14 protein-coding genes are annotated in these 15,134 nt (G+C 51.4%); 6 read left to right on the top strand and 8 right to left on the bottom strand.

Annotated features, from left to right (window positions below; genetic code table 11):
• The first annotated feature begins 113 nt into the window (after nucleotides 1–113).
• Entirely contained in the window at nucleotides 114–1,997 is a 1,884-nt protein-coding gene (locus LZ463_RS29115; RefSeq protein ID WP_277624072.1) for a methyl-accepting chemotaxis protein, read from the top strand.
• An 8-nt stretch (nucleotides 1,998–2,005) separates the two neighbouring features.
• Here the strand turns inward: LZ463_RS29115 and xth are convergent, their stop codons facing one another.
• Nucleotides 2,006–2,779, bottom strand: a complete 774-nt coding sequence (gene xth / locus LZ463_RS16285; protein ID WP_241456875.1) for an exodeoxyribonuclease III — start codon at nucleotides 2,777–2,779, stop codon at nucleotides 2,006–2,008.
• A 366-nt stretch (nucleotides 2,780–3,145) separates the two neighbouring features.
• Between xth and LZ463_RS16280 the strand changes: the two genes are divergently transcribed.
• Complete coding sequence (locus LZ463_RS16280) at nucleotides 3,146–4,006, top strand: type 2 periplasmic-binding domain-containing protein (RefSeq protein WP_241456874.1); 861 nt, start codon at nucleotides 3,146–3,148, stop codon at nucleotides 4,004–4,006.
• Between the two features lie 111 nt (nucleotides 4,007–4,117).
• Here LZ463_RS16280 and LZ463_RS16275 read toward each other — a convergent pair whose 3' ends face one another.
• Nucleotides 4,118–5,626 (bottom strand): leucyl aminopeptidase, encoded by a 1,509-nt coding sequence (locus LZ463_RS16275; RefSeq protein WP_241456873.1) that lies wholly within the window; start codon nucleotides 5,624–5,626, stop codon nucleotides 4,118–4,120.
• Nucleotides 5,627–5,676: 50 nt separating this feature from the next.
• Between LZ463_RS16275 and lptF the strand changes: the two genes are divergently transcribed.
• The 4 genes from lptF (at nucleotide 5,677) to LZ463_RS16255 (ending at nucleotide 9,169) form a co-directional block, all read left to right on the top strand.
• Nucleotides 5,677–6,810, top strand: coding sequence for an LPS export ABC transporter permease LptF (lptF, locus tag LZ463_RS16270; RefSeq protein ID WP_241456872.1), 1,134 nt, complete (start codon nucleotides 5,677–5,679; stop codon nucleotides 6,808–6,810).
• Complete coding sequence (gene lptG / locus LZ463_RS16265) at nucleotides 6,807–7,940, top strand: LPS export ABC transporter permease LptG (protein ID WP_241456871.1); 1,134 nt, start codon at nucleotides 6,807–6,809, stop codon at nucleotides 7,938–7,940. The genes lptF and lptG overlap by 4 nt, the downstream gene beginning before the upstream one ends.
• Complete coding sequence (locus tag LZ463_RS16260; protein WP_241456870.1) at nucleotides 7,940–8,311, top strand: sirohydrochlorin chelatase; 372 nt, start codon at nucleotides 7,940–7,942, stop codon at nucleotides 8,309–8,311. Before lptG ends, LZ463_RS16260 begins: the two co-directional genes overlap by 1 nt.
• Before the next feature lie 144 nt (nucleotides 8,312–8,455).
• Complete coding sequence (locus LZ463_RS16255) at nucleotides 8,456–9,169, top strand: substrate-binding periplasmic protein (RefSeq protein ID WP_241456869.1); 714 nt, start codon at nucleotides 8,456–8,458, stop codon at nucleotides 9,167–9,169.
• Nucleotides 9,170–9,176: 7 nt separating this feature from the next.
• Here LZ463_RS16255 and cobA read toward each other — a convergent pair whose 3' ends face one another.
• The 6 genes from cobA to LZ463_RS16225 are packed head-to-tail and all read right to left on the bottom strand — an operon-like array spanning nucleotide 9,177 to nucleotide 15,131.
• Nucleotides 9,177–9,899 carry a uroporphyrinogen-III C-methyltransferase gene (gene cobA, locus LZ463_RS16250; protein ID WP_241456868.1) on the bottom strand — a complete coding sequence of 241 codons (723 nt, stop codon included), beginning with the start codon at nucleotides 9,897–9,899 and terminating at the stop codon, nucleotides 9,177–9,179.
• A 4-nt stretch (nucleotides 9,900–9,903) separates the two neighbouring features.
• A complete protein-coding gene (locus LZ463_RS16245) occupies nucleotides 9,904–11,220 on the bottom strand; it encodes a sulfate adenylyltransferase subunit 1 (protein WP_241456867.1) in 1,317 nt (438 codons plus the stop codon).
• On the bottom strand, nucleotides 11,220–12,155 hold the full coding sequence (gene cysD / locus LZ463_RS16240) for a sulfate adenylyltransferase subunit CysD (RefSeq protein ID WP_241456866.1): 936 nt from the start codon (nucleotides 12,153–12,155) through the stop codon (nucleotides 11,220–11,222). Before cysD ends, LZ463_RS16245 begins: the two co-directional genes overlap by 1 nt.
• An 11-nt stretch (nucleotides 12,156–12,166) precedes the next feature.
• A complete protein-coding gene (locus tag LZ463_RS16235) occupies nucleotides 12,167–12,880 on the bottom strand; it encodes a phosphoadenylyl-sulfate reductase (RefSeq protein WP_241456865.1) in 714 nt (237 codons plus the stop codon).
• Nucleotides 12,877–13,410: a DUF934 domain-containing protein gene (locus LZ463_RS16230; RefSeq protein WP_241456864.1), complete on the bottom strand. Its 534-nt coding sequence runs from the start codon at nucleotides 13,408–13,410 to the stop codon at nucleotides 12,877–12,879. Before LZ463_RS16230 ends, LZ463_RS16235 begins: the two co-directional genes overlap by 4 nt.
• Nucleotides 13,411–13,424: 14 nt before the next feature.
• A complete protein-coding gene (locus LZ463_RS16225) occupies nucleotides 13,425–15,131 on the bottom strand; it encodes a nitrite/sulfite reductase (RefSeq protein WP_241456863.1) in 1,707 nt (568 codons plus the stop codon).
• Nucleotides 15,132–15,134: the final 3 nt, after the last annotated feature.

The raw sequence follows: 15,134 nt of genomic DNA, 5'->3' as shown, positions 1-15,134 counted from the left end.
GTTGGCGGCGGCGTAATATTCTTGTAGCTCTTTTCGTATTTGTTTCTGTATTCGCAAACATTTGACATCTTAATCTGTCTTGTTACTTATCCATATCCGGAACAGGGGTGAACATGAAATCTCTCAAAGCCAGGCTTATTATCGTAATCGGCTTGCTGCTGGCGGTTTGTACCATTGTTTTGACCATAGGCAGTTATCTGCGCATGAAGTCGCAGATAGAAAACGATTTGAACAATGAAATACGTGGTGTTGCAGCGGGATATAACACGGTTTTAAGTAACTGGATACAAACCAACCTTGCCATGATGGACAGCCTTGCACAGGGTCTGGGCAACGGTGCCGACTTGCAGGCCAGTCTGACGATGATGCGTGGCGGTGGTAACTTCCTCAGCGTCTATCAGGGGCAACCCGACAAGCAATTTACCAATATCCCGCCAGATCCGCCACCAGCCGGTTTTGACCCTACCGTGCGGCCCTGGTACAAGGCCGCGATGGAAGCCAAAAAACCTATTGTTACCTCCCCCTATATGGGAGTGGCTCCACCCGGATTGATGATTACTTTCGCCGCACCTGTCAAAGGCGGTGAAGGTGGCGTGGTTGGCGCTGACGTATTCCTGACCAAGATAGTTGACCAGATTCTGACCATCAAGCTGGCCGGCGGCGGCTACGCTTTCCTGCTCGACAAGACCGGTCAGGTGCTGGCCCATGCTGACCAGGCCAGGGTCATGAAACCGGCCAAAGAGATTTCTGCTGATCTGGCACTGGATAACCTGGGGAGTCTGTCCAAACAAAAAGACCCTATCCTGACCGAGATCGGGGGCAAGCAGCATTTCATGTTGTTGCAGCAGATTACTGGTTCTGATATCTATTTGGCCCTGGTCATCGACAAGAAAAAAGCCCTCGAAGCACTCGATCAGTTACTGATTATCTCCACCGTGGTTCTGCTGGTATTGCTGGGTGTGATTATGCCTTTGACGACCTTGCTGGTTGGCCGTATGCTGGCTGGTTTGCAAAGGGTGCGCGACGCCATGTCAGACATTGCCGCCGGCGGTGGCGACCTGACCAGGAAGATTGATGTAGAGGGCGACGATGAAGTCGCACAAACGGCATCAGCCTTTAATCGCTTCCTTGAGCAGTTGCGGGTCATGGTCGTTGATGTACGCAAAGCGACCGATTCCATTACGGTAGGGGCGACGGAAATTGCCACAGGCAATATGGACTTGTCCGGTCGTACTGAACAACAGGCTTCCTCACTGGAAGAGACGGCGGCAAGCATGGAAGAGTTGACCGAGGCGGTACGCAACAATGCTGACAATGCCCGCGAAGCCAACAAGATGGCGGTCAATGCCTCGGATGTGGCCACCCAGGGCGGTGAAGTCGTTGGCAGGGTGGTGACTACCATGCAAGGTATTACCGACAGTTCGCGCAAGATTGTCGATATCATCAGCGTGATTGAAGGTATTGCCTTTCAAACCAATATCCTGGCCTTGAATGCCGCAGTGGAGGCAGCCAGGGCAGGTGAGCAGGGCCGTGGTTTTGCCGTTGTTGCCAGCGAAGTGCGGACCCTGGCGCAACGCAGTGCCGCTGCCGCCCAGGAAATCAAGAGCCTGATTGAAGACTCTGTCAACAAGGTCAGTGAAGGGTCCGAGCTGGTCGACAAGGCAGGGGCCGCCATGACGCGCATCGTCTCTGCTGTGGATCAGGTGGCAGCCATCATCAATGAAATTACGACGGCCTCGGTGGAACAAAGTGATGGCATACAGCAAGTCAATGTGGCCTTGGCCCATATGGATGAAGCAACCCAGCAGAATGCCGCCCTGGTCGAACAGGCGGCAGCTGCGGCTGGCTCACTGGAAGAGCAGGCAAATCTGTTGAAGACGGCGATGGCTGCCTTCCGTATGGAAGATAATGCGACAGCGCCACGCATTTCACCAGCATCCAAATCCAGCTGGGCTAAAAACAAGGCCAGCGCCGCCAGCCTGGGATATGACGACTAGTGGATTGATCAGGCGGGGAGCGCAAGGGTGGCAACCACGGGAGCATGGTCCGATGGTTGCTCCCATTTGCGCGGTATGCGGTCAATGATGCAGGATGTACATGCCTGGGCCAGTTCTGCCGACAGCAAGATATGATCTATGCGCACACCTTTGTTGAGCCGGAAGCCAAGAGCGCGATAATCCCACCAGCTAAAGGATTTCTCTGCCTGCTCGAATTGACGGAAGCTGTCCGTCAAACCCAGTGCCATCAGGTTCTTTAATGCTGTTCTTTCTGCTGGTGAGACCAGATTCATGCCTTCCCAGGCGGCAGGGTCATGGACGTCCCGGTCTTCCGGTGCGATATTGTAGTCACCCAGTACCGCCAGTTTGCGGTGACGTGCCATTTCTTCCCTGACCCAGCTTTCCAGGGCGGCAAACCATTTCAACTTGTACTGGAACTTGTCACTGTCCAGTGCCTGACCATTGGGTACATAGGCGCAGATAATGCGCATGCCCTGTATGGTGGCGGCAATGATGCGCTGCTGCTCATCTTCGAACTGTGGATTGTTTTTCTGGATATCCGTCATCGTGTGTTTTGACAGGATGGCGACGCCGTTATAGGTCTTTTGACCGGTAAAGGCAACCTGATAACCTGCCGCTTCTATCTCGGCCTGTGGAAATTTGTCATCAGTCAGCTTGGTTTCCTGTATGCAAAGTACATCAACAGGATTGGTTTCCAGCCATTGCAACACTTGCGGCAGGCGAACTTTCAGTGAGTTAACGTTCCAGGTGACCAGCTTCATATTTTTCTTTCTTGGCAGGGGTGATTGGAGGCGCGCGATAGTGCCTGGTTCAGGCGTTACCGTGCCATGCTTCAGTGCGATTTTGATTGAGTTGCAATCAAAGACTGCGTCGGACATTCAAACGGCAGTCTGTTCAAATTATTCCTGCTATTATACGACTTCAAGTGTGGGCACTTGCCAGAGGTTTAACTGAATAGTGTTTTTGATTGCATGGCGAGCATGCCTACCTCTTTACACTCGCGACTTCCTTTTGCCAAGGTGGAATTTTGTTTGCACTTTTCAATCTTTGACTTTATTTTGCAGGATACTTTCTATTCCCAAATCGGAACGAACTAAAATAAAAGTCTATCTTTTCTCTGGCTCATCATGTTTAAGTATTCTGTCATATTGGCAGTTGTATTATCCATTCTTGCAACTAAAGTGACGTATGCCGATGCGACGGTAATACGCTATCCACGTCCGGCGGCGATAAAAGATAGCCATTTTGATTACATCAATGAGTTGCTGACAGAAGCTTTGTCTTCTTCCCCTCATAAGTATCAATTATTGCCCAGTCACGCGCAGATGCAGCAGGGCAGGGCCATACATGAAATGAAAAATGGTACTGGCGAAGTTGATCTGCTGTGGAGCATGTCTACCGACGAAAGGGAAAAAGCACTGATAGCAATCAAAATCCCTTTGGACAAAGGCTTGCTTGGTTGGCGTATTCCCTTTGTGGCTGCAGAAAACAAGCACTTGTTCAAAAACGTCAAGAGCCTGCGTGATCTAGATAATTACGCTGCCGGGCAAGAGCAGGACTGGCCGGACGTCAAGATATTGGAAAGCAATGGTCTGAAGGTGGCGACGTCGAATTCGTATGAAGTTTTATTCAGCATGCTGGAGGCCGGGCGTTTTGATTATTTCCCGAGATCGATAGTGGAGATATGGAAAGAGCAGGAAGTGCATGCCAATAAAAACCTTGCTATTAATCTGGATATTGCGTTTCACTATCCGACTGCCTACTATTTTTTTGTTGCGCCGACCAAGCGGCAGTTTGCCGTAGACTTGAATAATGGTCTGGAGACCATGGTCAGGAACGGGCAATTCGAGACGATTTTTCTGAAATACCATCAGGCATCAATACAGAAAGCCGGGCTCAGGAACCGACTGGTGCTGGAGTTGCGCAACCCCTTGCTTGATCCGGCAAGCATGCCGCTGGGCCGGACTGAGCTCTGGTTCAAGCCCTGAAAACACAACAGCCTTGCCCCCAAATCTGCTTCGGGACAAGGCTGATGACAGTGAATTCAAGCGTTCTGGACGCTCTTTACGCGCCAAATCAACGGTGATTCAACATCGAATTTAGCCTGCGCGGTTGATCAGGAATGTCGTCAGCAAAGGTACTGGGCGACCAGTAGAGCCTTTAGCTGCGCCAGATTTCCAGGCTGTGCCGGCGATATCCAGATGTGCCCAGGTGTATTTCCTGGTATAGCGTTCAAGGAAGCAGGCTGCCGTGATACTGCCACCGGCAGGGCCGCCAATATTGGCCATATCGGCGAAATTGGACTTCAACTGTTCGTTATACGCTTCTTCTATAGGCATGCGCCATGCGGTGTCACCGGTTTGCTTGCCTGCTGCCAGCAATTCTGCCGCCAACTCATCATGAGCCGCATCATGACGGGTAAACAGGCCGGAGTTATGATGGCCAAGTGAAGTCACGCAAGCACCGGTCAGTGTTGCCACGTCAACGACTGCTGCAGGCTTGAAACGTTCTGCATAAGTCAGCGCGTCGCACAGGATCAGGCGGCCTTCGGCATCTGTATTCAGGATTTCGATAGTCTGGCCAGACATGGAGGTAACGATGTCGCCCGGGCGTGTTGCACTGCCAGATGGCATGTTTTCGCAAGTAGGAATGACGGCGATAACGTTCAGTTTCAGCTTCATTTCGCCGATTGCGCGCATGGTGCCCAGTACAGAGGCTGCACCACCCATGTCATATTTCATTTCGTCCATGCCGGCGCCGGCTTTCAGCGAGATACCGCCAGAGTCAAAAGTAATGCCTTTGCCGACCAGGACTACAGGTGCATCCTTGACTTTGCCGCCATTGTGCTTCAATACGATGAATTTAGGTGGCTCGACAGTGCCGTTGGTTACGGACAGGAAGCTGCCCATCTTGAGCGCCTGGATTTGCTTGCGGTCGAGTATTTCAGCGACCATTTTATAGTCGGTGGCAAGCTTTTTGGCTGTATTGGCCAAGTGGGTGGGTGTGCAGATGTTGGGTGGCAAATTACCCAGTTCCTTGGTCAAATCCATGCCATTTGCCAAGGCTACGCTCTGCACCAGTGCATTTTTGGCCGCAGTTGCTTCGGTTGCTGCAACTGCGATGGCGACTTTCTTGACGCCAGTTGTCGCTGTATCTTTTTTACTCTTCAGTGCATCTGCACGGAAGATGCTTTCACGGAAAGCCACGACAGTGCTGCGTATGGACCAGCCCAGATCGCGGTCTTTTACTGCCGGCAGGGCGATAACAGCGTCATTGGCGCCCAGGGAGGCCAAAGTGCGTGCGGCAGCCTGTACAGCCTGGTTGTAGGCTTTTTCGCCAACGGCTTCAGCTTCTTCACCCAGACCTACAAGCAATACGCGTTCAGCAGCGACATCAGCGACTTTGCGCAACAGCAGGGAAGTGCCTGCCTTGCCGGTAATATCGCCAGATTTCAGGGCTGCCGCGATCTCACCAGCCTTGTCCAGACCTGCTGCCGCAGCGGAAAGTTTCTTGTTTTCGAACACGCCGACTACGATACAGCCAGCCTTAATTGCTTTATGGGCAGTCGAGGCACTTTTTGCGTCGATTGTTTTTATGCTAAAGTCCACGTATTACTCCTCTTTGTAAGTCTCGTAAAACAGATATTATAATCCTACTCATGATTTTTCAGCGCGCGCTTCGACGTGAATTAAACAGTGCCGCAGGCGCAGTCTTCACTACTTTGTTCACCATCACGATTTCCGTGATGCTTATTAAAATCCTTGGATACGCGGCGGGAGGTAAAGTTGCATCCACGGATGTAGTGGCCCTGATAGGCTTCACTGCCCTGATGAACATGCATATCCTGTTGCTGCTGACGGGCTTTATCTCCGTTCTCCTGGTGGTCACCCGCAGCTACCAGGATTCCGAAATGGTGGTCTGGTTCGCTTCCGGCCTCAGCCTGACGCAATGGATATCTCCCGTATTGCGCTTTGGCGGTCCCCTCATCATATTGACGGGCTTGCTGAGTTTTATTGTCACCCCCTGGGCAAACCAGCAAAATGTGGAGTTTCGCGAACGCTTTGAAAAACGCTCGGATATCGCCAAGGTGGCGCCCGGAAAGTTCCAGGAATCGGCTTCTTCAGACCGTATATTCTTTGTCGAAGAAGTGGCCGGTGACCTCAGCAAGGTGCAAAACATATTCATCAATACCTATAAAGACGGGCACTCAAGTATTGTCGTGGCCAGGGAAGGGATGATAGAAATCGACAAGGCTGGTGACAAATTCCTGGTGATGAGCAAGGGGCGGCGTTATGATGGCTTGCCGACGGCGCCAGATTTCCAGATGATGCAATTTGAAAAATACGGTGTGCTGGTGTCAAGCCAGAATGCCAGCATAACCGGTGACAATTCGGCCAAATCCATGCCCTTGATGGCCTTGCTGGAAAATCTCGACAGTACCAAGTTTGGCGAGTTGCTGTGGCGCATATCGCTGCCGGTGATGTGTGCTGTCCTGCTATTGCTGGCTATCCCGCTTGGTTACGTCAACCCACGTGTCGGCCGTTCGGCCAATCTGATCGTTGCTTTGTTGCTGGTGGTGACCTACCTGTCTGTCACGAATATCTTGCAGGCACTGGTCGTTCAGGAGCGCAGCAGTTTTGCGATGGCGTGGTGGCCGCATCACCTGTTTGTGGCCCTTTTGACCCTTGGTATGTTTTTATGGCGTTTAAAAGTCAATAGTCGCTGGCATCCCCTGATATTGTGGTCACGCTGCAAGTCTGGTCTGCGCGGTAAGGAAAAGTGCCCGGCATGAAAATTTTACAAAAATACTTTGGCGCCGAGATCCTTCGTTCGGTCCTGTTCGTCATGCTGGCTTTGCTGGCCTTGTTCTCCTTTTTTGATCTGGTCAACGAATTACAATCCTCAGTCAACAAGGGAGGGTATCAGCTCAAGCATGCCGTGATCTATGTGCTGCTCGGCTGGCCTGGGCGCATCTATGAATTCATGCCTATTGCCGTGCTGATAGGCACGATTTATGTACTGGCGCAATTTGCTTCCAATTCTGAATTCACCATCATGCGTGCTTCCAGTATGTCAACCATGATGGTTGGTCATATCCTGCTCAAGATAGGCATGATATTTGTTTTATTGACATTTTTGTTTGGCGAGATCCTCTCGCCGGTTTCCAGCAAATTCGCAGAAAAAATGAAACTCAGTGCCATAGGTGAATCACTTGAGCAGGAATTCCGTACCGGCTTGTGGACCAAGGATTTGGTGCGGGAAAATGGTTTAACGGGTGATGTCATCGGCTCCCGTTTCTTGAACGTCAAGGAAATCATGCCGAATCGCCACCTGAAAGGTGTCAAGATATTCGAGTTCGATAAAAACTTCCATCTTTCGCATGAGATGACTGCGGCCGATGCAGAATATGTAGGCAAAAATACCTGGCGCCTGTTTGATGTCATTGAAACATCCTTCCCCAAGACCTTGACCAGTGAAGATATTGCTGCAGTCAAGAGTGAGAAGCTGGCAAGCCGTGATGTAGTGTCTGAAGTGACACCGGATATCCTGTCTGTTTTGTTTGCCGACCCGGATCGCATGTCGGCAACAGACCTTGCGGCATTTACCAAACATCTGGCAGATAATAAGCAAGATGGTGAGCGTTATGAAATCGCCTTCTGGAAAAAAATCACCTATCCGTTTGCCACCCTGGTGATGATGGCCCTGGCCTTGCCATTTGCTTACCTGCACGTGCGCAGTGGCGGTGTCAGCCTGAAGATTTTCAGTGGCATCATGATAGGGATGATTTTTTACCTGAGCAATGCCTTGTTCTCGCATGTTGGTTTGCTCAACACATGGCCAGCATTGGTGACGGCGGTGGTGCCGAGTATCTTGTTCTTGATCATTGCTGCACTTGGTTTGCGCTACGTTGAAAGAAACTGATGGTGAATAAATCTGCTCTGGTCCTGTTTGCTCACGGTGCCCGTGATCCGCGCTGGGCTGCGCCATTTCAAAGGCTGCAAAAAATGACTCAGGAAAGTCGCCCTGATATGACAGTTGAACTGGCGTTCCTGGAGTTGATGACACCGTCCCTGCCTGATCTGGTAGCCCAGCTGGTTCGCGATGGATGCCAGTCCGTGACCGTGGCACCGGTGTTTTTGGGGCAGGGTGGCCATGTACAGCGTGACTTGCCTGCCCTGGCTGAACAGATGCGGACGACCTACCCCGATCTTGAATTCAACATCAAGAATGCTGTTGGCGAAGATGAGACCGTCTTGATGGCGATTCGTGACTATTGCCTGAAATTGGTGTAGAACTGATTCCCATCACGAATTTCATGCATGTCCTGGGTGTTACGCCCATGCCTGCTTTATTCAATACGGCTTACTACCAGACCGGCCATGCGTCGACTTAAAAGCTTATTTTTATTTGTACTGACCATGCTTGCAGTTTTGCTTTTGCAAGTAAATATCGCACATGCCGGGCAGGTGTTGGCGGTAGGTACAGAATTTGCCAACGTATTTGAACGTAACCACAATGGTGAATTTACCGGGCTGGGTGTGGAAATTGTCCGGGCCCTGGCCAGGCAAAATGGTGATGAGGTCAAGTTTGAAATCTATCCCTGGACCAGGGCGCAATGGATGGTTGAAAATGAACAGGCCCAAATACTGATAGGGCCTTATAAAACGGCAGAGCGTGAAGCCAAATTCAACTTTGCCAAAAGAGCGTTTTACCGTGACCTGATGGTGTTATATGTGCGCAAGGGCAGCGATCTGGGTTGGGACGGGAATTATTCGAATTTGTCAGGTGCCAGACTGGGCGTCATCAATGGCTGGGTCTATGGCGCGCAATTTGAAGCCTTGCGTAATACCATCAAACCGGTGAGCGCCAATTCACTAACTAATGGCATTAATATGCTGTTGGCCAAAAGGGTGGATTTTTTGGCGACCAATACGCGCAATACCGAAGCTGTCATGAAAACACTGGGTGTCGGCCATGAATTGCTGATGATAGAACCCTTCATGGATATGCAGGACGGCTACCTGGCTTACTGTAAAAATGCTGTCTGCGAGCAGCTCCGCTCACGCTATGACGAACTGTACGAGCAATTGCGTGATGGAGGTGCTTTGCAGTTGATGGCAAAAAAACTTGGCGTCAGACTGCCAAATTAGGATGTGTTCAAGTACCTGACTTGGGGCGGGCACGCATTGCTTCACCCATCATCACCAGTACTGGGCCTGTACTGGCCGGTAGTCCCTGCGATAGTTCGTTGAGGCTCAGGGCCTTGCTGCATTCATCCGGGCGGCTGCAGTTTTCTATGATGATGACAGGCAGATCGCCGGGAAAATTTGCCGCTAGCATGCGCTGTGCAGTCAGCATGGCCTCCCTGCCTCCCATGTACTGGACCAGTGTGTCGCATTCAGGGATGCGGGTGTCGGTACTTTCTCCTGGGGCCGTACTGGAAGTAAACAAAGCCACACTACGGGCGATGCCTCGCTTTGTCAGTGGCTGGCGTACGCTGGCTGCCGCAGCCAGTGCGGTTGTGATGCCTGGTACGATTTCGTAATCAATGTCGGCCGATTCCAGTGCATTCAACTCCTCATCTGCGCGACCGAACAGCATAGGATCACCGCCTTTCAGGCGTACGACCAGCGCGTATTTTGCTGCGCATTCGACCAACTGCTCATTGATATGTTCTTGTGCGGCAGAGCGCTGCCCGCTGCGCTTGCCTACTGAAATTTTTAGTGCCTGTGGACATAAATCCAGCATTTCTGCCGTCACCAGGGCGTCGTAGAGTACGACGTCGGCCTTTGCCAGCAGATTGGCACCGCGGACCGTAATCAGGTCCGCCGCACCAGGGCCGGCACCAATCAGATAGACTTTGCCATGACTTGGACCCACGGGCTTATCCAAGTCGTATCATGCCAGCAGCAACGGTCTGATGCGTGACTTCATCGATGAGAATGAAGGCACCAGTGGACCGCAAGTCCTGATAGTCGTCAGCTGCCAGAGCCTGGGCAACATTCAGTGTGACCGTGGCAATATCATTGAGCTTGAGGCTATCTGCCGGGCGGCGTTCTTGTGTATTGATATCGAGCAGGGTGTCAATCGCAGTTACCCTGGCCGCAACTTGTCTGGTTGTATGCTTGAGCCAGTACTTGCGGCGCACATCAAGTGCATCCTCTGACAGCCAGCACAGATCAGCGTTCACGGTTTTCAGTAGAGTTGCTGGTCTGTCAATGCCGACTAGCATGTCGCCCCGTGAAATATCGACATATTCATCAAGCAATATGGTCACTGACTGACCGACTACAGCCGTATCAAGTGAGGTGTTGAGTGTCAGAATGTCTTTGACAGTGGCAGTCTGTCCACCAGGTTGTACCAGCAATTTATCGCCCTTGCTGACCTTGCCTGCTTCTATGCGCCCCATATAACCACGGAAGTCATTTGCTTCATGGCCATTATGGCGTGCCACCAGTTGTACTGGAAAACGGAAGGGCTCATCGTGGCAGGCGTCATAAACACTTAATGATTCCAGCAACTCTATCAGTGTCGGGCCTTTATACCATGCCAGTTTTTCGCTGGCAGTCACGACGTTGTCGCCAGCCAGGGCAGACAGCGGGATAGGGCGTATATCCTTCAGCCCCAGCTGGTCGGCAAATTCCTGATAAGCCTTGATGATGCGGTCATAAACCGTCTGATCATAGTTGACCAAGTCCATCTTGTTGACGGCAACGACCACATGTTCAATTTGCAGCAAATGGGCGATAGTCGAATGGCGTTTGGTTTGCGTCAGCAAATCCACGCTGCCATCATCATTGAGTTTGACTTTGGATACGTCAATCAGAATGATGACGGCATCAGCCGTCGATGCGCCAGTGACCATGTTGCGCGTGTATTGCTCATGACCGGGCGTGTCGGCAATGATGAATTTGCGTCTTGGCGTTGCGAAATAACGATAGGCAACGTCAATGGTGATGCCTTGTTCCCGTTCTGCTTCGAGGCCATCGGTCAGCAGGGACAGATCTATGGTGTCACCAACCGTGCGTTTGTGTTTTGCGCGTGAGATGGCATCAAGCTGGTCAGCAAAAATGCCTTTGCTGTCAAACAGCAGGCGGCCTATCAATGTGCTCTTGCCATCGTCTACAGAACCGGCCGTGATGAAGCGCAGCAGGCCACGTTCCTTACCAACAGCGGCAGTCAATTGTTCTACGGCGTTCATTAGAAATATCCTTCTTTTTTACGTTTTTCCATTGATGCTTCTGATGTCTGGTCGTCCATGCGGGTGGCGCCGCGTTCCGTAATCTGGGTAATCGCGGTTTCAGCGATGATGGCCTCAACAGTTGCGGCGTCGGAAGATACCGGGCAGGTGCACGAGATGTCGCCGACGGTACGGAAGCGCACGATCTGTGTCTCAACTGTCTCACCGTCACGTGGCGGTGTCAGGTCGGTCAGTGGCACCAGCAAACCGTTGCGCGGGATGACCTGACGTTCATGGGCAAAATAGATTTCTGGCAAGGCCAGTTTTTCACGGGCGATGTATTGCCAGACATCTAGTTCAGTCCAGTTCGATATCGGGAATACGCGCATGTTTTCACCATTGTGGACGCGCGTGTTGTACAAGTCCCACAGTTCAGGGCGTTGTGCTTTTGGGTTCCATTGACCGAATTCATCACGGAAAGAGAAAATCCGTTCTTTGGCACGGGCTTTTTCTTCATCGCGGCGGGCGCCGCCTATACAGGCATCAAATTTATGCTCGGCGATGGTTTCCAGCAAGGTCACGGCTTGTGCTGCATTGCGGGAGTCAGTAGCCGGGTTGCGCAGGCGTACTGTGCCTCGACGTATCGATTCTTCGACTGAACCAACAATCAGGCGTTCGCCGAGTTCTGCAACGCGTTTGTCGCGAAAGGCGATGACTTCAGGGAAGTTGTGGCCGGTATCAATGTGCACCAGCGGGAAAGGGAATTTACCCGGGCGGAAAGCCTTTTCTGCCAGACGCAGCAAAACGATGGAGTCTTTGCCGCCGGAAAACAGCAGGGCAGGGTTGCTACATTCAGCCGCGACTTCGCGCATGATATGAATGGCTTCTGATTCCAGCCAGTCAAGATGGCGATTGCTCGCTGCATCAATAAAATGGTTTTCCACGACAGTATTCATGATTTTCTTCTTCAGACAACTTGTTTAATACGGATCAGCTTGCCATCGACTACATGCAGGCCACATTCCTTGGAATCGGGGTTTTCCCACCACCATCGTCCGGCTCGTACATCTTCACCTGGCTGTATAGCCCGCGTGCAAGGTTCACAGCCTATTGAAGGATATCCCTTGTCATGTAAAGGATTGTAAGGCACATCATTGCTTTTTATATAGTGCCAGACATCATCTTCTGACCAATCTGCCAAAGGATTGAATTTTTGCAGCTGATGTGTTGTATCCTGTTCCTGCACGGCAAGTTCCGTGCGGGTGGCGGCCTGGGCGCGACGCTGACCTGTTACCCAGGCCTTGTTACCCGCGAGGGCACGCTTCAGGGGTTCTACCTTGCGTATGCGGCAGCATTCCTTGCGCAGTTCTACACTGTCGTAAAAGGCGTTCTTGCCATGCTGGCTGACATAGGCTTCAACGGCGGCCGGATCAGGTTTGTATAGCTTGATATCTGTGCCATAGACTTCTTTGACGCGATCAAGCATGCCCAGAGTCTCTGCATGCAGGCGACCGGTTTCCAGGGAGAATATAGCGATATTCAGTTTCTTGCGCAAAATCAGGTCAGTCAACACCATGTCTTCTGCTGCCAGGCTGGAAGCAAATACGGCTGGTTCATAGTCGCTTGCGACTTTCTCCAATATGGCCTGGGTGGCGGCCAGACGTTCCTGAAAGTCGTTCATGCCTGCACTCCTGTTCTTTCCGCACGGCGGAACAGGGGATTTTTTTCATCCCAGGATGTCTGGTATTTTTCTGAAAAATCCGTCAAACCCTTGATGGCTTCCTTGATATCGCGGTCTTCGCGGGTGGCAAACGCATTGAAACCAACACGCTGCATATAAAACAACTGGTCACGCAAGACATCGCCAATCGCTCGCAACTCACCAGTGAACGCAAACCGTGCACGCAAGTTGTAGGCGATGGAGTAGCCGCGACCATCAGAGAACTTGGGAAAATCAACTGCCAGCAAATCAAACAGGGCAATATCTTCTTTCAAGTCTTTTGCTTGCTCATCACTGCTGAACCAGATGGCAAGGTCTTTATTGGCTTTCAGCCGTGGCAGCAGGGCTTCTTTTTGCAATAGCCATACTTTCAAGGGAATCAGGACCTTGCCTGCGGGTACTTCAATAGCGTCTGGTGTTTCAGTTTCACTCAGGCGCAATACAGACCAGTCGTCCTGAATGATGCTCTTGTCTTTGATAATTTCACGCATACAAATTCTCTTTTTCAGTAGGAGACGGCAGCACCGGCGTCTTCGCCATGATGTTCTGTCGTTTTGATCGGTGTCGCATACACATAGTCTTTGAATGGTGCGATTCCCAATCTTTGCGCTGTATCGATGAAGCGCTCGTTCTCTATGCGGTCACGCAGGTACACTTGCACGATGCGTTCTATGACTTCCGGCATTTGGCCAGCCGAGAAAGACGGCCCTATGATCTTGCCTATCGCGGCCTTATTACCCTGCGCACCGCCGATGGATACCTGGTAAAACTCGCTGCCGTCCTTGTCGACGCCGAGGATGCCGATATTGCCGACATGGTGATGGCCGCAGGCATTGATACAGCCGGACATATTCAACTCCAGGTCACCAATATCGTGCAGATAATCAAGGTCGGCAAATCGATCAGTGATATCAAGTGCAATAGGGATGGACTTGGCATTGGCCAGTGAGCAGAAGTCACCGCCGGGGCAGCAAATCATGTCGGTCAGCAAGCCAATGTTCGGCGTCGCCAGGCCCTGTGCTTTGGCTTCTTGCCACAAACTGAACAGTTCGGATTGCTGTACATCGGACAGCACCAGATTCTGCTCGTGAGTGACGCGTAATTCGCCAAAGCTATAGCGGTCAGCCAGGTTGGCAATAAAATCCATTTGCCCTGCAGTTGCATCACCTGGTGGTACGCCCGGTTTTTTCAGGGACAGCACGACAGCAGCATAGCCTGCAACCTTGTGCGGTTTGACATTACGCTTGACCCAGTTGGCAAAAGCCTTGTTATCGGCTTTGTGCTGCTCATAACTGTCATCTGTTGCTGGCAAATCCAAATATGCTGGAGTGCTGAAATAAGAGGCGACACGTTGTAATTCATCTTTTGTCAGTGTTGCCGGGCCATCCTTGATATCAGCCCATTCTTCTTCAACCTGTTTGGCGAATACATCTGCGCCGATGGCTTTTACCAGGATTTTGATGCGTGCCTTGTACTTGTTGTCACGACGACCATACTGGTTATAGATGCGCAGTATCGCTTCCAGATAAGTCATGACATGCTGCCATGGCAGGAATTCGCGTATTACAGCGCCTAGTATGGGGGTGCGGCCCATGCCGCCGCCAACCATGACCTTGAAACCAACTTCGCCTGCTTCGTTGTGTACGACGGTCAGGCCGATATCATGCACGGCAATTGCAGCACGGTCTTCCAGCGCACCATTGATGGCGATCTTGAATTTACGTGGCAGGTAGGCAAATTCAGGGTGGAAAGTTGTCCACTGGCGCAGTATCTCTGCATAAGGGCGTGGATCAATCACTTCATCTGCTGCAACGCCGGCAAATTCATCCGAAGTAATATTGCGCATGCAATTGCCGGATGTCTGTATGGCGTGCATTTCTACTGATGCCAGTTCTTCCAGGATGTCTGGTGACTGTTCCAGATTGATCCAGTTATACTGGATATTCTGACGCGTCGTAAAGTGCCCGTAACCACGATCATAAGTGCGCGCGATATGAGCAAACTTGCGCATCTGCGCAGAGGACAGCATGCCATAGGGCACAGCAACGCGCAGCATATAGGCATGCCGTTGATTGTATAAGCCGTTTTGCAAACGCAGAGGCAGGAATTCTTCTTCAGTCAATTCATTCGCTAAGCGGCGACGTACCTGGTCACGGTACTGCGCAATACGTTCCTTGATGATTTGGTGATCGTGCTGGTCGTAACGATACATCTT

The organism is Undibacterium paludis, assembly GCF_022568815.1.
Lineage (GTDB): Bacteria > Pseudomonadota > Gammaproteobacteria > Burkholderiales > Burkholderiaceae_D > Undibacterium.
Note: the sequence above shows the minus strand (reverse complement) of the source record. Positions and strands in the feature narration are given on the sequence as shown.